A 24,433-nucleotide genomic window follows, 5' to 3' on the forward strand; every position below is an offset into this window, starting at 1 on the left:
CGATGACCGATATCCGCCGGCAAGCCGGGCGGCCGGACCGGGCGTGAGCGAAGTCTGTCCGCGTGCGCAGCCATCACATCCTCAATGCCGCGTCGAACCTGCTCGGCGTGACTTTCGTGATCATCACCGGCCTGCACCTGACCACCGATGCGCGCCATACGTTCGCGGACGAGATCGCGCTGGCTGCGGCGATTGCGCTGACGGCCAGTTGCTTCTTCTCCTACCAGTCGATCAGAGGAGGCCCGAACTGGTGCGAAACGCTGGCCGACCGACTGTTCCTGACCGCCCAGCTTATGCTGCTGGTGGCCGTCTCCACATTATGGCAGAAATGAACGGAAGCACCGGGAGACGCGGATGCGCCTGCTGATCGTCGAGGATAATGCCGATCTTTCGCAGGCCATCGTCCAGGCCTTCGCATCGCGCGATATCCGCTGCGATGTCGCGGGCAATGCGGGGGATGCCGAAGCGCTGGTTTCCACCACCGACTATGCCGCCGTGATCCTTGACCTGGGCTTGCCGGACGAGGACGGACTGGAACTGCTGGACCGGCTGCGGCGGCAGCGCATTACCTTGCCCGTCATCGTGGTGACCGCGCGCGGAGAGAGCGAGACGCGGATACGCGGGCTGGATATCGGCGCCGACGATTACGTGGTGAAGCCTTTCCTGTTCGCCGAACTCCACGCCCGCCTCAATGCCGTGTTGCGGCGGCAGAGCGGCTATGTCGATCCGCAATCCCGGATCGGCAACCTTACGCTCGACCTGCGCACGCGCGAGGTCTCGGTGGACGGCAAGCTGATCGAACTGTCGCTGCGGGAAATCGAGCTGCTGGAACTGCTGATGCGCCGGCCGGACCATGTGGTGCCCAAGCGCGTGCTGGAAGACCATCTGTTCGGCGCGGGAGACACGCTGGGCTCCAACGCCGTGGAAGTCTACGTCCACCGCCTGCGCCGCAAGCTGGAGGCGACGGCGGGCGTGAAAGTGCAGACGGTGCGCGGTATCGGATACATGATGTCCGCCGCATGATGCGATGGTGGCCAAACTCGCTGTTCGGAAAGCTGCTGACCGCGCAGATCGCCAATATCGTGTTCCTTGCCGTGGTGCTGCCGATCATTCTCTCCCACACTCTGGCGGCCACGGCGGACAGCTTCGTCGCCGGGCGCCTGTCCCACATGGCGACGCTGGTGGCGGGGCATGGCGATGCGACGCAGGAAGAGCTGGACCGGCTGACCCGCGCCTTTCCCGCGCAGCATACCGGCCGCAGCTTCGCCCTGTTCGACGCGGGGGGACGGATCCTTGCCCGCAGCGTCTCGCCCTTGCCCGGTGGCGTGGGAACGCCCCCGCACACCACGCCACCGGGCAAGGGCGAGACGTTTACCCGGCAGGGGCAGTTCGACGTTCTGAGCCGCCCGATCTTCCGCGATGGGAAGTTTGCCGGTCGCGTGGTGGTGGCGCAGGATCGCACCGTTCCCGACGAGATCGTCGACGATGTCGTCGACGATTTTCTCCGGCGCTTCCTCTGGGTCCTGCCCGTCATGCTGCTGGCCTCGCTGGCGCTTTCGCTGATCGTGCTGCTGCGGGTGACCGGCAATTTCCGCCGTGCCGCATCGCAGGCCGATGCGATCGGCCTTGCCCGGCTGGATGCCCGGATTGACGAGGCCCGCCTGCCCAACGAAGCGACCCCGCTGGTGCGCGCAACCAATCGCGCGATCGACCGGCTGGAGGCGGGGTACCACGCGCAGGGCGAATTCGTGGGCAATGTCGCGCACGAACTGCGCACGCCGCTTGCCCTGCTTTCGCTGCATACGGAACAGTTGCCGGTCTCCCCCCAGCGGGACCAGTTGCAGGCCGATATCGAAAAGGCCAACCACGTCGTCCGCCAGCTTATGGAACTGGCCGCGATCGACCGGCTCCATCCCGAATGCCGCGCGATACAGCCCATCGAAGTGGCGCGCGAGGTGGTGGAGACGATGGTACCGATCGTCTATCGATCCGGCCATTCCATTGCCCTCGAAACCCCCGAAACCGTCCCTCCGCCCGTGCAGGCCGTGCGCGAACTGCTGGTGATCGCGCTGACCAACATCGTCGACAATGCCGTGCGCCACACGCCGCCAGGCTGTTCGATCACGGTCATCGTCGAAAGCGAGGGCAGCCTTGTGGTCGAAGATGACGGCCCGGGTATCGAGATCGATGCCGGGGCCGTGGGCGTGCGCCGCTTTCGGAGGGGAGACGCCGCGCGTACCGACAGTGCGGGCCTCGGCATCTCGATCGTCGAGCGGATCATGCGCGTTTGCGGCGGCACTCTGGAAGTATCGCGCGCGGCAAGTGGCGGTGCCCGTCTCCGGTTGCGGATGGTTCCGGTCAACTCCCGAGAAGGCGCGTAAGGTCGGTGTAAGTGCCCAGGTCCACTCAGGTCTGACCGAACTTCCCCGGGACGGCCATGACAGACCTGGAACAACCCGCCGATCACGCCGCCAGCCCCCCAAACGCCGCGCCCCGCAGGCGGACGATATGGCTTTGGATGGCGGCGATCCTGCTGGCACTCGCGCTGATCGCTTTCGGCGCGCGCCATATCGCCGGATCTTCGAAGAAGGGTGGGGGGCGGCCGGTAGCTGCCGTCAACGTCGCCAGGGCGCAGACGGGTGACGTGCCGGTCAACGTCTCCGCGCTCGGCACCGTCCAGCCTGCGGTGACGGCCACGGTACGCACCCAGTTGGCCGGAACCCTGTTCAAGCTGTTCTTCCAGGACGGCCAGATGGTACGTCAGGGCCAGGTCCTCGCGCAGATCGATCCGCGCCCCTATCAACTCGCGCTGGCGCAGGCCAAGGCCAACCTTGCGCGCGACGATGCCCAGCTGGCCGCCGCGCGCGTCGACCTTGGCCGCTACCAGACCCTGCTCAAGCAGGACTCGATTGCCAGTCAGCAGGTCGATACCCAGCGTGCAACGGTGCGGCAGTTAACCGGCACCGTCGCCGCAGACCGCGCCGCCATCGGCACCGCGCAGCTCAATCTGGAATACACCTCCGTCAAGGCACCGGTGACGGGCCGGGCGGGCATTCGTCAGGTTGATATCGGCAACTACCTCACCCCATCGGACACCAACGGCATCGTCGTGGTGACGCAGCTCGATCCGATCGACGTCACCTTCTCGCTTCCGCAAGGGCAGCTCAGCGCCATCGGCCATGCCGCCGGCAGCGGTGCCGGGCTGCCGGTGGAGGCCCACGATCAGGATGCCGCCACGCTGATTGCCACGGGCAAGTTCCTGACCTTCGACAATCAGGTGGACACGACGACCGGCACCGTGAAGGCCAAGGCCCGGTTCGACAATGCTGGGAATGCCCTATTTCCCAGCCAGTTCGTCAACGTGTCCATGCTGGTCCAGACAATGCACGGCGTAGTCACGGTGCCGGTTGGCGCGGTGCGTCACGGCGCGCCGGGGGACTTCGTCTTCGTGCTGCAGCCCGATCGGACGGTGAAGCTGGCCGTCGTGAAGACGGGCCCGGCGACCAGGGACCGCATCGCCGTGCTGTCCGGACTCGCCGCCGGCCAGACGGTCGTCACCGAAGGCGCGGACGGGCTGGAAGACGGCGCCAGCGTTCGCCTTCCCGGTGACAAGGGTAAGGGCGGGGCCGGAGGCGGCCAGCACGGCGGAGGGGGCAGGAACGGCCACCACGGACGGCACGCCTCGCAAACCCAATGACCGACGCCAACGCCCCTCTCCCCTCCACGGGCGGACCTTCGCGGGCGTTCATCCTGCGCCCCGTGGCGACTACACTGTTGATGATCGCGCTGCTGCTGGCGGGCATGGTCGCCTATCGCAGCCTGCCGCTCTCGGCGCTGCCGGAGGTCGATTACCCGACGATCCAGGTCACCACGCTCTACCCCGGCGCCAGCCCCGACGTAATGGCGCTGACCGTCACCTCGCCGCTGGAACGCCAGTTCGGCCAGATGCCGGGGTTGACGCGGATGACTTCGGCGTCCTCGTCCGGCGCGTCGGTCATCACGCTGCAGTTCCGGCTCGATCTCTCGCTGGACGTTGCCGAACAGGAAGTGCAGGCGGCGATCAATGCGGCGACCACGCTGCTCCCCACCGACCTGCCCGCCCCCCCGATCTATGCCAAGGTCAATCCCGCCGACGCGCCGATCCTGACATTGGGGGTGACCTCCGCCACCCGCCCGCTGGGCGAAGTGCAGGGCATCGTGGAGCGCCAGTTCTCCAACAAGATCGCCCAGGTTTCCGGCGTCGGGCTGGTATCGATGTCGGGCGGGCAGCGGCCGGCGGTGCGGATCCAGGCCAACGTCCCCGCGCTGGCCGCGCGCGGCCTTTCGCTGGAGACGATCCGCACGGCGATCGGCAATGCCAACGCCAATGCCGCCAAGGGCAGCTTCGACGGGCCGACCAAGAGCTGGACGATCGACGCCAACGACCAGCTTGCCGATCCCGCCAGTTACCGCAATCTGGTGATCGCCTTCGCCAATGGCGCCCCGGTGCGGCTGGGGGACGTGGCCAGCGTCATCCAAGGTACCGAGAATGTACGTCTAGGTGCCTGGATGAACGGCAGCCCCGCCGTGGTGATCGACGTGCGCCGCCAGCCGGGGGCGAACGTGATCGGCACCGTCGATGCGATCAAGGCAGCGCTGCCCGATCTGGAAGCGCAGCTTCCCGCCGACGTCCACGTAACCCTGCTGACCGATCGAACGTCCGGCATCCGCGCCTCGGTAGCGGACGTGCGCTTCGAACTGATCCTTGCCGTGCTGCTGGTAACGCTGGTGATCTTCCTGTTCCTCGGCTCGCTGCGGGCCACGGTGATCGCCAGCATCGCCGTGCCGCTCTCGTTGGTCGGTGCCTTCGCCGCCATGTATTTCCTGGGATTTTCGATCAACAACCTGACGTTGATGGCGCTGACCATCGCCTCCGGCTTCGTGGTCGACGATGCCATCGTCGTGCTGGAGAACATCTCCCGCCACGTCGAAAGCGGCATGAAACCGTTCGACGCCGCCCTGCGCGGGGCAAGCGAGATCGGCTTCACCATCATCTCGCTGACCGTCAGCCTGATTGCGGTGCTGATCCCGCTGCTGTTCATGGGCGATGTGGTCGGCCGGCTATTCCGCGAATTTGCGGTGACGCTGGCAGTGACGATCCTGCTCTCTGCCGTCGTCGCGCTGACGCTGGTGCCGATGCTCTCCGCGCGCTGGCTGCGGCCGCCGCATGAGGAGCATCAACACGGCATCTCTCGCTGGACGCAGGACGCCTTTGCCCGGCTTTCCACCCGCTATGCGAAGCTGCTCGACCGCGTGATGGCGCGCCGTGGGCTGACGCTGCTGGTCTTCGCGGCAACGCTGGTGATCACCGGACTGCTGTTCTGGGTCATCCCCAAGAACCTGTTTCCTGAACAGGACACCGGCCAGATCGCCGTCACCACCCGCGCGCCGCAGGATATCGGTTTTGCGCGCATGGCCCAGCTTCAACAGCAGATCGCCGCGCGGATTTTGGCCGATCCCTCGGTTGCCAGCCTCAGTTCGGCGATCGGGGTGGACGGCCAGAACGCCACGCTTTCGCAAGGGCGCATGCTGGTGAACCTGAAACCGCTGGGCGATCGCGAGGGCCTGTCCTCGGTCGTGCGCGGGCTGGAACATGCCGTGGCGGATGTGCCCGGCATGCAGGTCTATTTCCAGCCCGTGCAGGACCTGACGATCGACACGTCCCCCGGCGTCAACGCCTATCGCTTCTCCGTCCAGGGCGCGGACCAGGACTTGGTCGCCCAATGGGGCGCGAAATTGGCGGCGGCGTTGGAGGGAGACCGGCACTTGCGCAATGTCACGTCCGACGTGCTGGCCGATGGCCGCTCCGTGGTGGTGGACATCAACCGCGACACCGCGAGCCGGCTGGGCCTCAGCGCACTAGCCATCGACAACGCGCTCTATGACGCGTTCGGCCAGCGCATCGTCTCTACCATTTACACCCAGTCCAGCCAGAACCGCGTCATTCTGGAAGCGACGCCGGGCGGGGTTGCCGACCCGCAGGCGCTTGGCGACTTGCGCATTCCGGTTTCGGTCAACGCTGGCACCGGTACTGAGGTGAGCGGGACCCAGACCAGCGTTCCGCTCTCCGCCGTCGCCACGATCCGCACGGCCGACGCCCCGCTTGTCGTCACGCGCGACGGCCAGTTCCCGGTCGCCACCATCGGCTTCGATCTGGCGCCCGGCGTCTCGCTGGGTAGCGCGGTTTCGGCGATCGGGCGGGCGGAAAGCCGCATCGGCATGCCCGCTGCGCTTTCCACCAGCTTCAACGGTGCGGCCAGCACCTTCCAGTCCTCTCTCGGCAACGAACTCTGGCTGATCCTGGCCGCGATCGTGGTCGTCTACATCGTGCTGGGCGTGCTCTATGAAAGCTTCGTCCATCCGGTGACGATCCTCTCCACCCTGCCGTCTGCCGGCATCGGCGCGCTCTTGTGTCTGTGGTTGACCGGCGCGGGCCTTGGGGTGATCGGGATCATCGGCATCGTGCTGCTGATCGGCATCGTCAAGAAGAACGCGATCATGATGATCGACTTCGCGCTGGAGGCAATGCGCGAGCGCGGCGCCAGCCCGGACGCGGCGATCCGCGAAGCCGCGCTGCTGCGCTTTCGCCCGATCATGATGACCACGTTCGCGGCGCTCTTTGCGGCACTGCCGCTGATCTTCGGCGGCGGCATGGGGCATGAGCTGCGTCAGCCGCTGGGAATCGCCATCGCCGGCGGACTGGTGTTCAGCCAGGTGCTGACACTGTTTACCACGCCGGTCATCTTCCTGGCGCTGGAAGAACGGCGCGCGCGCGGATGGCTGCCCCGACCATCCCCGGCGGCAGCCACATGAACATCTCGGCCCCCTTCATCCGCCGTCCTATCGGCACGATCCTGCTGACGATCGGGCTGATGCTGGCGGGCGCGGGCGCTTTCTTCCTGCTGCCCGTGGCGCCGCTGCCGCAGGTCGATTTTCCTACGATCATGGTGCAGGCGAGCCTGCCCGGCGCAAGCCCGTCGACAATGGCCTCCAGCGTCGCCGCCCCGTTGGAACGCCACCTGGGCACGATCGCCGGGGTGGCGGAAATGACATCCCGCTCCGGCGTCGGTTCATCCCAGATCACGCTGCAATTCGACCTTTCGCGCGATATCGACGGCGCCGCGCGAGACGTTCAGGCCGCGATAAACGCCGCCCGCGCGGACCTTCCGGCAACCCTCAAGTCCAACCCCAGCTATCGCAAGGCCAATCCGGCTGAAGCGCCGATCCTGATCCTGGCGCTCACCTCGCCCACCCGCAGCCCCTCCGAAATCTACGACGCGGTATCGACCGTGGTGCAACAAAAGCTGCTGCAGGTGCAGGGCGTGGGCGACGTGGAACTGGGCGGCGCGGCGCTGCCGTCCGTGCGGGTGGAGGTCAATCCGCTCGCGCTCTCCCGCTACGGCATCGCGATGGAAGACGTGCGCACTGCCCTGCAATCGGAAAGCGCCAACCGCCCGCGCGGGGTGTTCGATGCGCAGGGCTATAGCTGGCAGATCTATTCCAACCAGGCCGGTCTCCGCGCATCGGATTATAGCGGCACCGTGATCGCCTGGCGCAATGGCGCGGCGGTGCGCCTGTCCGACATTGCCTCCGTGATTGACGGGCCGGAGGATGTGCGCACGATGGGCCTGTTCAACGGGCGGAAGGCGGTGCCGATCCTGATCAGCCGCCAGCCCGGCGCCAATATCGTGCAAGTGGTGGATGCCCTGAAGGCGCAGCTTCCAGCCCTTCGCGCAGCCTTGCCCGCCGACATCCACCTTGCCATCGTTTCCGACCGCACCCTGACCATCCGCGCTTCCCTGCGCGAAGTGGAAGTGACGCTGCTGATCGCAACCCTGCTGGTGGTGCTGGTCGTCAGTCTGTTCCTGCGCAGTTGGCGGGCGACGTCGATCCCGGCCGCCGCTGTGGTCGCATCCCTGCTCGGCACATTCTGCGTGATGTATCTCGCCGGGTTCTCGCTCGACAATCTTTCGCTGATGGCGCTCACCGTCGCCACCGGCTTCGTGGTGGATGATGCCATCGTCGTGGTCGAGAATATCAGCCGCCATGTCGAAGCCGGGATGAAGCCGTTGGACGCTGCGCTCACCGGCGCGCGGGAGGTGGGCTTCACCGTCCTCTCGATCTCGGTCAGCCTTGTCGCCGTGTTCGTGCCGCTGATCTTCATGGGCGGGCTGGTCGGCCGGCTGTTCCGCGAATTTGCGCTCACCATGTCGGTCGCGGTGCTGATCAGCCTGCTCGTCTCGCTGACCACCACGCCGATGCTCGCCGCGCGGGTGCTGACGGGGGAGGAACGCGAAGGCGCGATCATGCGCGGCGCGCGGCGCACCTTCGACTGGGCCCACGCCCGCTACACGCGCGCGTTGGACTGGGCGCTCGCTAATCGCGGGGCGGTATTGCTGCTGCTGGCGGGCACGGTGGCGCTCAACGTCTACCTGATCGCCATCGCCCCCAAGGGCTTCTTCCCCCAGCAGGACACCGGCGGGCTGATGGGCGGGCTTCGCGCCGACCAGAGCATCTCCTTCGTCGAAATGCAGGACAAGCTGACCCGCATCGTCCGCATCGTAAAGAGCGATCCCGCCGTGGACACCGTCATCGCCTTCACCGGTGGATCGCGTGCGGGCGGCGGTTTCCTGTTCACGACCCTCAAGCCCCGCTCGCAGCGGCCGCCTGCGCCGGAGGTGATCGCTCGGCTGCGCCCGAAACTGGCGAAAGTCAGCGGCGTCAGCCTGTTCCTCAACCCCGTGCAGGACCTTCAGGTCGGCGGGCGGCAAACCAACAGCACCTACCAGTATGTGCTGAAAGCGGACGATCCCGCCGTGCTCAAGGCCGCCGGGCAGAAGCTGGTCGACGCCTTGAAACAGCATGGAGACACGTTGACCGATGTCGATATCGACCAGCAGGACGCCGGCGCCGACGCTTTCGTCGATGTGAACCGCGATACGGCAGCCCGGCTTGGCGTGCCGATGCAGGCGGTGGACGCCGCGCTTTACGATGCCTTCGGTCAGCGGCAAGTGGCGAACATCTATTCCGGCCTCAACCAGTACCACGTGGTGATGGAGGCCGCCCCGCAGTTCAACGGCTCGCCCGCCGCGCTGCAGAACATCTACCTGCCGGCCAATGCGGCGCCTTCCGCCGCCACCAATGCCACCAGCACCCAAACCTCCGGCGGTTCGGCCGTGGCCTCGGGCAATGCCGTCAGCACCTCTGCCCGCACGATGACCCCGCTGTCCGCCATGGCCAATTGGTCGACCGGATCGACCAATGCCGCCGTCAGCCATTCCGATGGAGAACCTTCGGCCACTGTCTCGTTCAACCTGCCGCCCGGCGGTTCGCTGGGCGCGGCGGCGCGCACGATCGCCCAAGTGCAGGCCGGGCTTGGCCTGCCCGCCACCGTCCACGGAGAGTTCGGCGGCACTGCCCGGGTCTTCGCGGAGTCGACCGGCAGCATGCCGCTGCTGATCGTTGCCGCGCTGGCGGCGATCTACATCGTGCTGGGCATTCTCTACGAAAGCGCCATCCACCCGCTGACCGCGCTTTCGACCCTGCCATCGGCCGGTGTGGGCGCAATGATCGGGCTGATCGCCACGGGCGGCGAGTTCGACATCATTGCCCTGATCGGCATCATCCTGCTGATCGGGATCGTGAAGAAGAACGCGATCATGATCATCGACTTCGCGCTGGAGGCGGAGCGCGGGCGCGGTCTGCCCCCGCTGGAGGCCGTGCGAGAGGCCTGCCTGCTGCGTTTTCGCCCGATCCTGATGACGACCCTGGCCGCCGCGCTGGGCGCGCTGCCGCTGGCGATCGGCTTTGGAGACGGCGCCGAACTGCGCCGCCCGCTGGGCATCGCCATCGTCGGCGGCCTGATCGCCAGTCAGGTGCTGACCTTGCTGACCACCCCGGTCGTCTACCTCGCGCTCGATCGTTTCCGCCGCCGTGGCGGTGCGGGGGAGGGGCTGCTTGCTCGCCACGGCGGTCGCTCGCCCGTTTCCGGAGGATCCGCATGACCCGCGCATTGCCCGCAACTTGCGTACCATTGGCCGCCTTGCTGCTGGCCGGATGCAACCTTGCCCCCGCGTATCGTCCGCCCGTTACGGTGGCGATCCCGCCCTCTTTCAAGGAAGCGCCCGACTGGGCGCCGGCCCGCCCGAACGACAGTGCGGCGCGCGGCGCGTGGTGGTCGCTGTTCGATGATCCGGTGCTGGATGGCCTGGAAAACCGGATCGTCGTCACCAACCAGAACGTCGCCGCCGCCCGCGCCGCCTACCAGGCCGCGCGGGCGCTGGTTTCCGTCCAGCGATCCAACCTGTTTCCGGTGGTAACAGCGTCCGGCAGCGCCACGCGTAGTGAACCGTTCGGCTCCGCCACGGAGGCGAACACGGCGACCACCACCACCGGTTCGCGCTTCGCGTTGGGAATCGGCGCCAGTTGGGAGCCGGACCTGTGGGGCCGCCTGGGCAACGCCGTTTCCCAGGCCGGCGCCAATGCGCAGGCCAGCGCGGGCGATCTCGCCAATGCGACGCTTTCCGCGCAGGGGGAACTGGCCAGCGATTACGTCCAGCTGCGCGGCATCGACGCGCAGCGCGTTTTGCTGGACGGCACGATCCACGACTACACGCGCGCGCTGACGATCACTGGCAATAAGTACAAGGCCGGCACCGTCGCGCATTCCGACGTCTATCAGGCGCAGACCTTGCTCGCCAACGCCACCGCCACGCGGCAGGATCTGGACCGGCAACGTGGATTGCTGGAACACGCCATGGCCGTGCTGGTGGGCGAAAACCCATCCACTTTCGCGCTTGCCCCGGTGGAATGGAAGCCGGTGGTGCCGGACGTGCCCGGCATCGTTCCGGCCACGCTGCTGGAACGCCGCCCGGATATCGCGGCGGCCGAGCGGCGCGTGGCGGCGGCCAACGCCAATATCGGCATCCAGCGCGCCGCCTATTTCCCGCAGGTTACGCTTTCCGGCAGCGCGGATACCACCGGCAGCGTCGTGAAGCAGTTGTTCTCCGCCGCCACCAGCCTCTGGTCGCTGGGGCTGAGCGGCCTGATGACCTTGCTCGATTTCGGTGCGCGGCACGGGCAGGTCATGCAGGCGCGGGCGCAGTACGATCAGGCCGTGGCCACGTACCGCCAGACCGCGCTCACCGCGTTCCAGCAGGTGGAGGACAACCTGATCGCCGCGCGCATCCTGGCCGACGTTTCCCGCAGCCGGGTGACCGCTGCGGATGCGGCCAATCGTGCGGAGGCCATCGCCAACAACCAGTATCTGGCCGGGCTGGTCGATTACTCGCAGGTGATCGTCGCGCAGACCACGGCCTTCAGCGCCCGGCAAACACAGATTCAGGCGGTGATCGATCAACAGACTGCCGCGGTTGCCTTGATTCAGGCCGTCGGCGGCCGATGGGCGTGACGCGCCGTCGGCCGCTCAGCAAATAGTCAAAGAATCAATGCTTGACCGTTGACTCCGGTTGCGGACGCGAATCTACTTGGGCGCGGCGGATGTGACGGAAGGAGAGGCGGATGCCTCGCCAGGAAATAATCGACGCCGTGAAGAAATACGCGGATCCATTCCGTGTAACCAAAGGCAATGACTTTCGCCTGAAGCATTTCGACCCCGGCGATACGCTGGGCCTCAAGATGAGCAAGAAGGACGCGGGAAAGCTGCTTGAGCGCGGCTCGGAGTGGCTCGCGCTGGAGCAGGACATTCTCTATGCCCAGGATTCCTGGGCGGTTCTGCTAATATTCCAGGCCATGGACGCGGCGGGCAAGGACGGGACGATCAAGCACGTCATGTCGCGCGTCAATCCGCAGGGTTGCGACGTCGTTTCCTTCAAGCCGCCTTCCGCAGACGAACTGTCGCACGATTTCCTCTGGCGCTACGCGATGCAAGTGCCCCGGCGCGGCCGCATCGGCATCTTCAACCGCTCCTACTACGAGGAAGCGCTGGTGGTGCGGGTGCACCAGGACTTGCTCAAGGCGCAGATGATTCCGCCGGAATTCGTCCGGAAAAGCATATGGGACGAACGGCTGGCCGATATCGCCAATTTCGAAAACTACCTTGCACGGCAAGGCGTGATCATCATCAAGTTCTACCTCAACCTTTCCTTCGACGAACAGAAGAAGCGTTTTCTCCGCCGCCTCGACAGGCCGGAAAAGAACTGGAAATTCAGCGCGTCCGACGTTCGTGATCGGCGGTACTGGGACGATTACATGAAGGCCTACGAAGAGGTCATCCGGCATACGGCCAGCGAAACCGCGCCATGGTACGTCGTGCCCGCCGATCACAAGTGGTTCACGCGCCTGATCGTGGCGGCGGCCATCGTCGAGGCCGTCGAGAGGCTTGACCTGCGATATCCCGAAGTGACGCCGGAGCAGAAGAAGGACCTCGCCGCGGCTCGGAAGGAGCTTGAACAGGGCAAATAAGGGGAAGCAGTAAGGGCATGTCGACCGCAATCGCAGTTCTCGGCGGCGTCGGGTTGTTCCTGCTCGGCATGACCGTCATGACCGATGGGTTGAAGGCGCTGACCGGATCGGCGCTGCGCGCGGTGCTCGGCAAGGCGACCGCCACACCCGTCGCCGGCGCGTTCTGGGGGGCGATCGTGACGCTGCTGGTGCAATCTTCCAGCGCGGTGACCATGACGACGATCGGCCTTGTCAGCGCCGGGCTGCTCACCTTCACCCAGGGGCTTGGCCTGGTGTTCGGCGCGAACGTGGGGACCACGGGCACCGGCTGGCTGGTGGCGCTGGTGGGCGTGCGCGTATCCCTGTCGGTCTATGCCCTGCCGATGATCTTCGTGGGCGCTTTGGCAAAGCTGCTGGCCGGCGGCCGGACTGCGGCGGCCGGCGGCGCGCTGGCGGGCTTCGCGCTGGTGCTTTACGGGCTCACCACGCTGCAGGAAGGCATGGGCGGCCTTGCGCAGAGCCTGCATCCCTCCGACCTGCCCGCCGTGCTGGGCATGCCCGGCATCGGCTGGGGTTCGGGTTCGATGGGGCTTTTAGCGCTGATCGCCGTCGGCCTTGTGATGACGGCGGTCATGCAATCCTCGACCGCCGCGATTGCCGTTACGATCTCAGCCTTTCATGCGGGTGCGGTGGGGCTGGAGCAAGGCGCGGCCCTGATCATCGGGCAGAACATCGGAACGGCAACGAGTTCGGCAATGGCGGCGATCGGCGCAAGCACGACGGCCAAGCGGCTTGCCCTGGCCTACATGCTGTTCAAGATCATCGCCGCGCTGATCGCGGTCGTGGCTTTTCCGCTGACGGCGCCGCTGCTGAAGGGCCTGACCGGCCGGTTCGACGGGACGACGCTACTGGCCGCCTATCACACCGCCTACAACGTCGTCGGCGTGGCAGTGCTGCTTCCGGCGACCGGCTGGTTCGCGCGCGTCGCGGAGCGGCTTCTGCCGTCGACGGAGACGGCGGTGGAACGGACGCTGGACCGCAGTGCGCTGCTCAACCCGATGATCGCGGTCGAGGCGGCGCGGCGCGTGGTGGCCGATATGCTCGGGACGATTGCGGGATCGGTTTCGGCGGCGCTCACCGGTAAGGCGAACGGCGTCGCCCAGACTGCGGCGACGGCGACGGGCGCGCTGGAAGAGGTGCGGGATTTCCTGTCGGAACTGCAGGAACCGCCGGAGACCGAAACCGAACGGTTCCGGATGACCAGCACGCTCCATGCGCTCGATCACGTGACGCGGCTGGCGGAAATGCTGAGGGCGGACGATCTGCCCGTGCCCGGCGCGGCCGCCGCGCATGCGCCCGAAGCAGCCGCGCTCTGCGGGGAGGCGATGCACGCGGCGCAGGTCGTCGCCGGCTCCCTTCCCTTGGAAGCGCTGGCCCGGAAGCGAGCGGGAACCGTTCGCTGGAACGTTGCGCCGGAAGTCGAGGCGGCACTGGCCGAGGCGGAACGCACGGCGATCGCGTTGACAGCGCTGCGGCAGGAACAGCGGACCACGATCCTCGCCTCCGTCGCGCCGGGGCAGCTGACGGCGGCCGAGGCGCTTTCGCGGATCGATGCCGCGCGAAAGCTGGAGCGGATCGCCCATCACACCTGGCGTTCGGCCGCCCATCTGCTGGGCCGCGGCGAGCAGGACCATTCCCCGTCACCAGGCGACTTGTCCGGAGGAAGCGAGCATGAGCCCAGTTGAAACGACAGCGTCGGATCCCCTGCCGTGGCATGCATTGCCGACGGAGGAGATAACGAAGCAGTTGCATGTCGATCCCGCTCGCGGCCTCGACGCGGCCGAAGCTTCCGGACGGCTCGGCACTTATGGCCCGAACCGCTTGCCGCAGGGCAAGAAGAAGGGGCCGTTCGTTCGTTTCCTTGCCCAGTTTCACAATATTCTGATCTACGTGCTGCTGGCCGCCGGCTTCATCAAGCTTATGCTGAGCCTCTGGCTGGATGCGTCGATCATCTTCGCCGTCGTCATCCTCAATTCGCTGCTGGGCTTTCTGCAGGAAGGGCGCGCCGAAAAGGCGCTCGATTCCATCCGCGACATGCTTTCGGCCGAAGCCCGCGTGGTGCGCGGCGCGGAAACCCGCCTGATCCCCGCAGAGGACCTGGTTCCGGGCGATATCGTCCTGCTGGAATCGGGTGACAGGATCCCGGCCGACCTTCGGTTGGTGGAGGCGCGGAACCTGCGCACCGAAGAAGCGGCGCTTACCGGCGAATCCGTCCCGGCGGAGAAGACCATCGCGCCCGTGCCTGCCAAGGCCACGGTGGGAGACCGGGAGAACATGGCCTTTTCCGGCACGATGGTCGTATCCGGGCGGGCCACGGGCATCGTCGTGGCCACCGGCAGCCAGACCGAGCTTGGCCGCATCAACCAGATGCTGGCGGAAGTGAAGGCGTTCGAGACGCCGCTGCTGCGGCAGATCAAGAAGTTCGGCTATGTCATCACCGCCGCCATCGGGATCGTCAGCGTGCTCCTTTTCGCGTGGGGACACTGGCTGGGGCACAAGACTTTCGTGGAGCTGTTCCAGGCTGTGGTCGGCATTGCCGTTTCGCTGATCCCCGAAGGTCTGCCGGCGCTGATCACCATCACCCTTGCCATCGGCGTGCAGCGCATGGCCCAGCGCCATGCCATCATCCGGCGCCTGCCCGCGGTGGAGACGCTGGGATCGGTATCGCGCATATGTTCGGACAAGACCGGGACGCTGACCTTGATGGAGATGATGGTGACCTCCGTCGTCGTCGCCGATGCCGCCTATGAAGTGACCGGAAACGGCTACGCGCCGGAGGGGGAGGTGATGGCGAATGGCCAGTCCATCGGCGGCCCGGGGGAAGTCCTGGCGCTGATGGGGCGCGTGTCGCTGCTGTGCAACGATGCCGAGCTTTTCCAGGAAGACGGCAAGTGGAAGGTGGAAGGCGATCCGACCGAGGGCGCGCTTTTCCCGCTGGCTTCCAAGCTGGACATGGATCGCGCCGTGGAAAGTGCCGCCGCGCCCCGAATCGATTCCATTCCCTTCGAATCCGAACACAAGTTCATGGCCACCCTGAACCGCGCGCCGGACGGTGACGTCTTGCTGGTGAAGGGCGCGCCGGAAGTGATCCTGGAGCACTGCGACCGCCAGCAGACGGCAACTGGCCCGGTCTCGCTCGACCGCGATCGCTTCATGGCCGAGGGCGATCGGCTCGCGGCGCAGGGGGAGCGGGTGCTGGGGCTGGCGTGGTTGCCGCAACCCAATCTGGCGGCCGGCACGCTGAAACCCGATCACTTGCCCAGGACGCTGGTGCTGCTGGGCCTCGTCGGCCTTATGGACCCGCCGCGCAAGGAGGCCGTGGAGGCGGTCCGCGAATGCCACGGGGGCGGCATTCGCGTGACGATGATCACCGGCGACCACAAGATCACGGCGGCGGCGATCGCCAAGATGCTGGGCATCGGGGATGGCAGGACGGCGGTGGCGGGCATCGAGATCGAGGCGATGAACGATGCCGCCCTGCAGGAATGCGTTCGCGACGTCGACGTGTTCGCCCGCGCCAGTCCGGAGCACAAGCTGCGGCTGGTCAAGGCGATCCAGGCCAACCGGCAGACGGTCGCCATGACCGGGGACGGCGTGAACGACGCGCCGGCGCTGAAGAAGGCGGACATCGGCGTCGCCATGGGCATCAAGGGCACGGAAGTGACCAAGGAAGCCGCCGGGATGATCCTGGCCGACGACAATTTCGCCTCGATCTCCGCAGCCGTGAAAGAGGGGCGCACGGTCTACAACAATATCGAGAAGGCCATGCTTTTCCTGCTGCCGACCAACATTGCCCAGGGCGCGGTGATTGCAGTGGCGATCCTGTTCGCCTTCACGCTGCCGATTACAGCCCCGCAAGTGTTGTGGGTGAACATGATCACGTCGGTGGCGCTTGGCCTGGTCATTTCCTTCGAACCCCATGAGGCGGACGTGATGCTGCGTCCGCCACGGGCCATCGACCGGCCGATCGTCACCGGGTTCGGGATATGGCGCATCCTGTTCGTCGGCGCGGCGCTGGTGCTCTATACGCTGGCCACCTTCTTCTGGATGACGTCGCAGGGCGCATCGGATGCGCTGGCGCGCACCGCTGCCGTCAATGCCATCACCGTGGGGCAGGCCTTCTACTTGCTCAACAGCCGGTATCTGCTCGATTCCTCGCTGTCCCTGCGGGCCCACAGGGGCAATCCAGTCTTGTGGTACGGGATCGGCGCCGTGGTGGTCCTCCAGATCCTGTTCACGTATGCGCCGCCCTTTCACGCCATTTTCGATACGGCGGCCTTGCCCCCGGCGGCGTGGCTTTGGCTTCTGACGGGCGGAATTATCGTCTTCCTCGTGGTCGAACTGGAGAAACTCGTCATCCGGTCGATCCCGCCGCTCAGAAGGGCCGCCTTGTCCTTTCAGGACGGACGGAGTTCCGCCTGATCAATCCCGGCCGCCACCGGCACTTGCCAGCCACGTGCGGTTCGACCATGGCAGACGGCGTTATCCGCATGGAATGGCAAGTGGATGGGGCGCCCCCGGCAAGACGAGAACAGGGTCACGATCCAGGCCGTGGCAAAGCGCGTGGGCGTTTCGGCCATGACCGTTTCGAACGTCATCAACCGGACCGGCCGGGCCAGCCGCGATACGCGTGAACGCGTCCTCGCGGCGATTGCCGATCTTGGCTATGTGCCCAACCAGTCGGCACGAAGGCTGGTCGGCGCCAGCGTCGCTTGCGTGGGCCTGATATACTCGGCGGTGGAGAGCGTCTTCGTTGAGGCGACTTTGGCCGCCGTGGCCGTGATCGCTGCGGAGAACGGGATCCAGCTTCAGATCCGTTCGGTGAATGACGCCTCGCCTGAGGATGTCTCTGCCGCCGCGCAGGACATGATCCGCAAGGGCGCGCAGGCGCTGCTGCTGCTGCCGCCCTATGCGGAGATGCTGGGCGAACAGGCCCATCGCGAAGGCCTTGGCGTGCCGGCGGCCGCCATTGCGACGGCCATGGCCTTGCCGCACATCACCACCGTCCGCATCGACAATCGGGAGGCCATGCGGGCGATCACCCAGCGCCTGATCGCGCAAGGCCGCCGCCGCATTGCGGTGATAGCCGGCCCGCCGCGCCATTCGGACGGCGTTGCCCGGCTTAAGGGGTATCGCGACGCACTGCGCGCCAATGGGATGACCGTCGATCCGGCGTACGAGGCGGAAGGGGATTTCACCTTCCAGTCCGGCCTTGCCGCTGCGGAGCGACTTCTGGATCTATCGCCGCGTCCGGACGCGATCGTGGCAACGAATGACGACATGGCGGCGGCCGTGCTCTGGATCGCGCATCAGCGCGGGCTGCGACTGCCGGCTGACCTGTCGGTAACGGGCTTCGACGATACCCTGATCGCGACGCGGGTCTGGCCCCCACTGACCACGGTGCGCCAGCCCATCCGGGAGATGGCGAAGGATGCGATGGAATGGCTGGCCGGCGCCGTTCGTCATCCCGATCGGCATGCCGTACCGGGGGACATCGTGCTGCCGTTCACGCTGGTTGATCGCCACTCTGCCTGAGCCGAAATTTTTGCCTTGTGGTTTATCGTTAAATCAATCAGTCCCACGCTTCGATGATAGAAAGGGGAAAAGGGTGGCCGAGGCAGCGGGGCAGTTGGGGGCGGCGACCATGTCGGGGGCGCAACGGTATGCGCCGACGGCCGCGCCCGATCGGACGGCGACCGGCAAAGTCCACTTCGAGGTTCTGGACGGGCTGCGCGGAACCGCCGCGATGCTTGTGGTGCTGTTCCACATTCAGGGCATCACGGTTTTCTGGGATGGCGCGAAAGTCATTCTCCATCACGCGCCCATGGCGGTGGACTTCTTTTTCGCGCTGTCCGGATTCGTCATCGCCTATGCCTACGACGATCGCTGGGACCGGATGACCGCCCGCGAATTCCTGACGCTCCGCCTGATCCGGCTGCATCCGCTGGTAATCCTGGGCGTGTTGCTCGGCTTCGTGAGCTACCTGTTCGATCCGCTGGCCGGCACGTCGCAGGACATACCGCTGCGCACCGCTCTGCTGGCGCTGGTACTCGGCCTGCTGCTTCTGCCCGCCCCTTCGCTGCCGAACCGCTGGACCGATACGCATCCGCTGAATGGCCCGTGCTGGAGCCTGCTGCAGGAATACATCGGCAACATCGCCTACGCATTCGTGCTGCGGCATCTTTCCACGCGGACGCTCGCGATCATTGCCGGGCTGAGTGGCGTGGTGCTGGTCGCCAGCGTCGGATACCTGGGAAGCATCGACCAGGGATCGGCGTGGGACAGCTTCTGGATGGCGCCCGTTCGCCTGTGCTTTCCATTCGTGGCGGGGCTTTGGCTCTATCGGGTTCGCGATCGGCTGCCGGCCGTACGGCTGGGCTGGTTGCCGCTGACGGTGATCATGGTTGCCGCCATGGCCTTTCCAACCCTGCCTGCCATCGGCGGGATCAAGCTCAACGGCCTCTACGAAGCGACCTGCGTCGTACTGCTGTTTCCCTTCATCATCCATGCTGGCAGCCATTCCGACGCGGGATGGGGCATGACGGGCCTGTGCAAGGCAAGCGGGCGCATTTCCTACCCCATCTACATCACGCACTTTCCGTTCCTCTACGTCTGGATGAACTATGTCGCGAACGGAAACCCGTCACCGGCCCAGCGCCTTGGTGTGGGGCTCGCTCTGATCCCGATGCTGCTGGCGGTGGCATGGGCGGCTTATGCATTCTGGGACGAGCCCATTCGCCGCCGGTTGCGCGCGGCCTTGGCCAAGCGCCGCTGATGGGCGCGCCTTTCTCCTCCACCGGTTCCCGCGCAAACGCGCCGGGATGCCTCACCACGACAGGGAAATCATGAAATCAGTCCGTAAAATTCGCAGGGCCGCGCTTGCCGGAGCGGCCGTGATCGCCTCCCTGGGCGCAAGCGGCGCCGCGCAGGCGCAGCGCGCTCCGGCTGCCGCACCGCCCAGCGACGCTGAAGTACGCGCCCGTGCCGACGCCCTGATCGCGCAGATGACGCCGGAGGAAAAGGCGGGGCAACTCACCCAGTATTTCGACTTCACCAACGCGCCCGAGGAATCGAAACGCGTCACGGACGAGATGGCAGCGGCGCGCGCCGGATCGCTGCTGTTCGTGAACGATCCGGTCGAACTCGATCGCCTACAGCACATCGCCGTCGAGAAGACTCGTCTCAAAATCCCTCTGCTGTTCGGCTATGACGTGATCCACGGGTTGCGCACGATCATGCCCGTACCGATTGCCGTCGCCGCAAGCTGGGATCCCAAAGTGGCGGAAGATGGCCAAGCCGTCGCCGCGGCCGAAGCCCGCGCGGTGGGCCTGCACTGGGCCTTCGCGCCGATGGTGGACATCGCGCGCGATCCGCGCTGGGGCCGCATAGTCGAAGGCGCGGGCGAGGACCCCTATCTCGGCTCTGCCATGGCGGCGGCGCAAGTGCGCGGGTTTCAGGGTAGCCATCTGGGTGCACCCGGCCACATCATTGCCGGCCCGAAGCACTTCGCCGGCTATGGCGCCGCGCTCGGCGGGCGCGACTACGATGAGGTCAATCTTTCCGACAGCGAGCTTTGGAACGTCTACCTGAAGCCGTTCAAGGCGGCGGTCGATGCCGGTGCGGGCAATATCATGAGCGCCTATATGGGCCTCAACGGCACGCCCGCGACGGGCAATCGCTGGCTGTTGACCGACGTGCTGCGCAAGACGTGGGGCTTCAAGGGCTTCGTCGTCACCGACGCAGGCGCGGCTCACGACCTGATGACGCACGGGTTTGCCAGCGACAACCAGGACGCCGGCGTACGGGCACTGACGGCGGGCGTCGATATGGAGATGGCGCCGCCGTTCGGCACGTCCGCGTTCAAGACGCTGCCGCAATCACTGGCCGAAGGCAAAATCACGACGACCCAGTTGGACGACGCCGTGCGGCACGTTCTCGAAGCGAAGATCCGCATGGGGCTGTTCGAGCAACCTTATGTCGACCTGAAAGCCGCAGAGCGTGTCCTGAACGACCCCGCGCATCGCGTCACCGCGCGGATCGCCGCCGAACGCAGCGCCGTTCTTCTCCGCAACGAGGGCGGGCTGCTCCCGCTCGATCACAAGCGCGTGAAGTCGATCGCCGTGATCGGTCCCTTGGCAGATTCTGCGCGCGATACCGTGGGTCCCTGGGTGTTCGATCAGAAGGACGACGAGACGGTTACCGTGCTGGCGGGTATCAAGGCGAAACTGGGGGCGGCCGCCCGCGTCGACTATTCGCCCGGCGTCACCATGCCGGCGCGATTGCACCCCTCGATTTTCGAGTCCGGTCCGCACGCCGCAACCGCCCGTCCGCAGATCGATGATGCGGCCGAAATCCGGCGCGCTGTCGGCATGGTGGGCTCTGCCGATGTCGCCGTTCTCGTCCTTGGCGAGGGGTGGAGCATGATCGGCGAACAGGCCTCGCGCTCCTCGCTCGACCTTCCGGGCCGGCAGCAGGAACTGCTCGATGCCGTCATCGCGACGGGCAAGCCTGTCGTCGTCCTGCTCATGAGCGCGCGCCCGCTCGACCTCAAGGGCAGTAAGCCCGGCGCGCTGATGAACATCTGGTATCCCGGCTCGCAGGGCGGTGCAGCCGTGGCGAACCTGCTGTTCGGGGAAGTCTCGCCCGGCGGCAAGCTGCCGTACAACTGGCCCCGCAATATCGGCCAGATTCCGCTGCCCTATGCGCACCTGACCTCCTTCCAGCCCAAGACGAGCGAACAGCGTTACTGGAACGAGCCGAACTCGCCCCTCTATCCGTTCGGTTATGGGCTTACCTATTCGACGTTCGCCTTCTCGAACCTGAAGATCGGCAAGGGAACCGTTGCGCCGGGCGAAGCAGTGCCAGTCTCGGTGGACTTGAAGAACACGGGAACGCGCAAGGCGGACGATGTTGCGCAACTCTACATCCATCAGCGCCATGGCTCGGCGGCACGGCCCGTGCGGGAACTCAAAGGGTTCCAGCGCGTGACGCTGGCGCCCGGTGAAACTCGCACGGTCGAATTCATGATCAAGCCGGAAGACCTGACCTACTGGGCCTCCGCAACGCGGGACTTCGTGCAGGACGAAACGACGTTCGACGTCTACGTGGGCGACGATTCCAACGCTTCACTGACGGCCACGTTCGAAGTCCGCAAGCCCTGACGCGAAGAGGGGCGGGTCGGTAATCCCGGCTCGCCCGTCTTCCGGCAGCGCCTTGCATCGGTCCACCGCGCTGCCTAACCGACCGGCATGAGCAGTCTTGTGATCCGGCCCTTCGTTCCCGCGGACGAACAGGGCGTCATCGACGTGATACTCCCGATCCAGCGGGAGGAATTCGGTCTTGCCATCACCGCCGCCGACCAGCCCGACCTTCGCGCAATCCCGGCCTTCTACCAGACCGGATCGGGCGAGTTCCTTGTCGCGGAGCATCAGGGGCGGATCGTCGGCACCATCGCCATGAAGGATATCGGCAGCGGGCAGGGGGCCCTGCGCAAGATGTTCGTCGCCGCCGAGTTTCGGGGTAGCAAATTCGGCGTTGCCCGAGCGCTCCTCGACCGGCTGCTCGAATGTGCACGCTCCGTTGGATTGCAGGAGGTCTTTCTCGGCACCACCGATCGCTTCCTTGCAGCCCATCGCTTCTACGAAAAGCACGGCTTCCATCTGATCGACGCAGCGGAACTGCCGGAAAGCTTCCCCCGCATGGCGGTAGACACGCGCTTTTACGCGCTGAAACCGGGCTCCGCGTAAAGGCGCCGGCGATCTCGGCTGGCTAATGGGCAAGCAGCCGGCGCCAGCGCCAACCATTCAACCCGATGCGGGGGCGTGAAGGCTCAGTCTCTTTCCCCATGAACCCCGATCGGAATGAGGGCGGAACTCCACTCGATTCCCACTCTCTCGATCGGCCAAAGGCGCCGGCCCTTGATTGCGGTGGGCTGGGGACCCATGTTTGGGGACGAGTTGGGCCCCAAGGCGCAGGAAAGCTGGGATTTGGGCCTATGTGTCGTTTTTTTGAAAAAGGCGTTTGACCGAATCAGAAAGGCGTCTTAGAGGGCCTCTCACCGCAGCGGACCACACGGTTTGCTAAGGTCGCCAACATAGACGGGCAACATGCTCCTCGAGATCAAAATCGAGGAAGGCTGGTTGTCCGGGTTTTTCGTCGGCGGGACCTTCGGGTTCGGATCTTTGACATTGTAGGTTTTTGATGAAGGGACATGTGGGCGACGGCGCCTGGTCCTGCGGATCTTCGGGTCGCGGGTACCAGTATAAAGCAAGCCGATGCTAAGCATGTCCTTACGTAACCATACGTTTTACATGTGCAGGTATCGGCTCCCGAAGTTCGGTGTTTGTGGTTGGTTGGCTTAGGCTGGCGCTGCGAACATTGTGACACAAACTTGAGAGTTTGATCCTGGCTCAGAACGAACGCTGGCGGCATGCCTAACACATGCAAGTCGAACGAGATCTTCGGATCTAGTGGCGCACGGGTGCGTAACGCGTGGGAATCTGCCCTTGGGTTCGGAATAACAGTGAGAAATTGCTGCTAATACCGGATGATGTCTTCGGACCAAAGATTTATTGCCCAAGGATGAGCCCGCGTAGGATTAGCTAGTTGGTGGGGTAATGGCCTACCAAGGCGACGATCCTTAGCTGGTCTGAGAGGATGATCAGCCACACTGGGACTGAGACACGGCCCAGACTCCTACGGGAGGCAGCAGTGGGGAATATTGGACAATGGGCGAAAGCCTGATCCAGCAATGCCGCGTGAGTGATGAAGGCCTTAGGGTTGTAAAGCTCTTTTACCAGGGATGATAATGACAGTACCTGGAGAATAAGCTCCGGCTAACTCCGTGCCAGCAGCCGCGGTAATACGGAGGGAGCTAGCGTTGTTCGGAATTACTGGGCGTAAAGCGCGCGTAGGCGGTTACTCAAGTCAGAGGTGAAAGCCCGGGGCTCAACCCCGGAACTGCCTTTGAAACTAGGTGACTAGAATCTTGGAGAGGTCAGTGGAATTCCGAGTGTAGAGGTGAAATTCGTAGATATTCGGAAGAACACCAGTGGCGAAGGCGACTGACTGGACAAGTATTGACGCTGAGGTGCGAAAGCGTGGGGAGCAAACAGGATTAGATACCCTGGTAGTCCACGCCGTAAACGATGATAACTAGCTGTCCGGGTACTTGGTACTTGGGTGGCGCAGCTAACGCATTAAGTTATCCGCCTGGGGAGTACGGTCGCAAGATTAAAACTCAAAGGAATTGACGGGGGCCTGCACAAGCGGTGGAGCATGTGGTTTAATTCGAAGCAACGCGCAGAACCTTACCAGCGTTTGACATCCTCATCGCGGATTAGAGAGATCTTTTCCTTCAGTTCGGCTGGATGAGTGACAGGTGCTGCATGGCTGTCGTCAGCTCGTGTCGTGAGATGTTGGGTTAAGTCCCGCAACGAGCGCAACCCTCGTCCTTAGTTGCCAGCATTTAGTTGGGCACTCTAAGGAAACTGCCGGTGATAAGCCGGAGGAAGGTGGGGATGACGTCAAGTCCTCATGGCCCTTACACGCTGGGCTACACACGTGCTACAATGGCGGTGACAGTGGGCAGCAAGCAGGCGACTGCAAGCTAATCTCCAAAAGCCGTCTCAGTTCGGATTGTTCTCTGCAACTCGAGAGCATGAAGGCGGAATCGCTAGTAATCGCGGATCAGCATGCCGCGGTGAATACGTTCCCAGGCCTTGTACACACCGCCCGTCACACCATGGGAGTTGGATTCACTCGAAGGCGTTGAGCTAACCCGCAAGGGAGGCAGGCGACCACAGTGGGTTTAGCGACTGGGGTGAAGTCGTAACAAGGTAGCCGTAGGGGAACCTGCGGCTGGATCACCTCCTTTCTAAGGATTTGGCAGAAAGCGCCGGCGCTAGACGCTGGAAGAGCTTCTCCCATTCCA

14 protein-coding genes and 1 rRNA gene are annotated in these 24,433 nt (G+C 65.1%); all 15 read left to right on the top strand.

All coding sequences use genetic code 11. The annotated features are described in order from the left end of the window. The first annotated feature begins 62 nt into the window (after nucleotides 1-62). The 15 genes from WBP07_RS26790 (at nucleotide 63) to WBP07_RS26860 (ending at nucleotide 24,376) form a co-directional block, all read left to right on the top strand. On the top strand, nucleotides 63-332 hold the full coding sequence (locus tag WBP07_RS26790) for a hypothetical protein (RefSeq protein ID WP_395398125.1): 270 nt from the start codon (nucleotides 63-65) through the stop codon (nucleotides 330-332). Nucleotides 333-354: 22 nt separating this feature from the next. Then, the gene (locus WBP07_RS26795; RefSeq protein ID WP_395398126.1) at nucleotides 355-1,023 is read left to right on the top strand and encodes a response regulator; all 669 of its coding nucleotides are present in this window, start codon (nucleotides 355-357) and stop codon (nucleotides 1,021-1,023) included. Then, the gene (locus WBP07_RS26800) at nucleotides 1,020-2,381 is read left to right on the top strand and encodes a sensor histidine kinase (RefSeq protein ID WP_395398127.1); all 1,362 of its coding nucleotides are present in this window, start codon (nucleotides 1,020-1,022) and stop codon (nucleotides 2,379-2,381) included. The genes WBP07_RS26795 and WBP07_RS26800 overlap by 4 nt, the downstream gene beginning before the upstream one ends. Before the next feature lie 137 nt (nucleotides 2,382-2,518). Further along, a complete protein-coding gene (locus WBP07_RS26805) occupies nucleotides 2,519-3,697 on the top strand; it encodes an efflux RND transporter periplasmic adaptor subunit (RefSeq protein WP_395398128.1) in 1,179 nt (392 codons plus the stop codon). Further along, nucleotides 3,694-6,852 (top strand): efflux RND transporter permease subunit, encoded by a 3,159-nt coding sequence (locus WBP07_RS26810; protein WP_395398129.1) that lies wholly within the window; start codon nucleotides 3,694-3,696, stop codon nucleotides 6,850-6,852. Before WBP07_RS26805 ends, WBP07_RS26810 begins: the two co-directional genes overlap by 4 nt. Then, nucleotides 6,849-10,043: an efflux RND transporter permease subunit gene (locus WBP07_RS26815; RefSeq protein ID WP_395398254.1), complete on the top strand. Its 3,195-nt coding sequence runs from the start codon at nucleotides 6,849-6,851 to the stop codon at nucleotides 10,041-10,043. Before WBP07_RS26810 ends, WBP07_RS26815 begins: the two co-directional genes overlap by 4 nt. After that, complete coding sequence (locus tag WBP07_RS26820) at nucleotides 10,040-11,449, top strand: efflux transporter outer membrane subunit (protein ID WP_395398130.1); 1,410 nt, start codon at nucleotides 10,040-10,042, stop codon at nucleotides 11,447-11,449. The genes WBP07_RS26815 and WBP07_RS26820 overlap by 4 nt, the downstream gene beginning before the upstream one ends. Nucleotides 11,450-11,559: 110 nt before the next feature. Further along, nucleotides 11,560-12,462, top strand: coding sequence for a polyphosphate kinase 2 family protein (locus tag WBP07_RS26825; protein ID WP_395398131.1), 903 nt, complete (start codon nucleotides 11,560-11,562; stop codon nucleotides 12,460-12,462). A gap of 17 nt (nucleotides 12,463-12,479) precedes the next feature. After that, a complete protein-coding gene (locus tag WBP07_RS26830) occupies nucleotides 12,480-14,186 on the top strand; it encodes a Na/Pi cotransporter family protein (RefSeq protein ID WP_395398132.1) in 1,707 nt (568 codons plus the stop codon). After that, nucleotides 14,173-16,923, top strand: a complete 2,751-nt coding sequence (locus tag WBP07_RS26835) for an HAD-IC family P-type ATPase (RefSeq protein WP_395398133.1) — start codon at nucleotides 14,173-14,175, stop codon at nucleotides 16,921-16,923. The genes WBP07_RS26830 and WBP07_RS26835 overlap by 14 nt, the downstream gene beginning before the upstream one ends. A gap of 84 nt (nucleotides 16,924-17,007) precedes the next feature. Further along, the gene (locus WBP07_RS26840; protein ID WP_395398134.1) at nucleotides 17,008-18,036 is read left to right on the top strand and encodes a LacI family DNA-binding transcriptional regulator; all 1,029 of its coding nucleotides are present in this window, start codon (nucleotides 17,008-17,010) and stop codon (nucleotides 18,034-18,036) included. 73 nt (nucleotides 18,037-18,109) lie between these two features. Then, on the top strand, nucleotides 18,110-19,276 hold the full coding sequence (locus WBP07_RS26845) for an acyltransferase family protein (RefSeq protein WP_395398135.1): 1,167 nt from the start codon (nucleotides 18,110-18,112) through the stop codon (nucleotides 19,274-19,276). A gap of 70 nt (nucleotides 19,277-19,346) precedes the next feature. Continuing rightward, nucleotides 19,347-21,662: a beta-glucosidase BglX gene (gene bglX, locus WBP07_RS26850; RefSeq protein WP_395398136.1), complete on the top strand. Its 2,316-nt coding sequence runs from the start codon at nucleotides 19,347-19,349 to the stop codon at nucleotides 21,660-21,662. An 87-nt stretch (nucleotides 21,663-21,749) separates the two neighbouring features. Then, on the top strand, nucleotides 21,750-22,247 hold the full coding sequence (locus WBP07_RS26855; protein ID WP_395398137.1) for a GNAT family N-acetyltransferase: 498 nt from the start codon (nucleotides 21,750-21,752) through the stop codon (nucleotides 22,245-22,247). 640 nt (nucleotides 22,248-22,887) lie between these two features. After that, nucleotides 22,888-24,376: ribosomal RNA gene (locus WBP07_RS26860) — 16S ribosomal RNA — on the top strand. Nucleotides 24,377-24,433 lie beyond the last annotated feature (57 nt).

The sequence above is a fragment of the Novosphingobium oxfordense genome, assembly GCF_044029435.1.
Taxonomy (GTDB): Bacteria; Pseudomonadota; Alphaproteobacteria; order Sphingomonadales; family Sphingomonadaceae; genus Novosphingobium.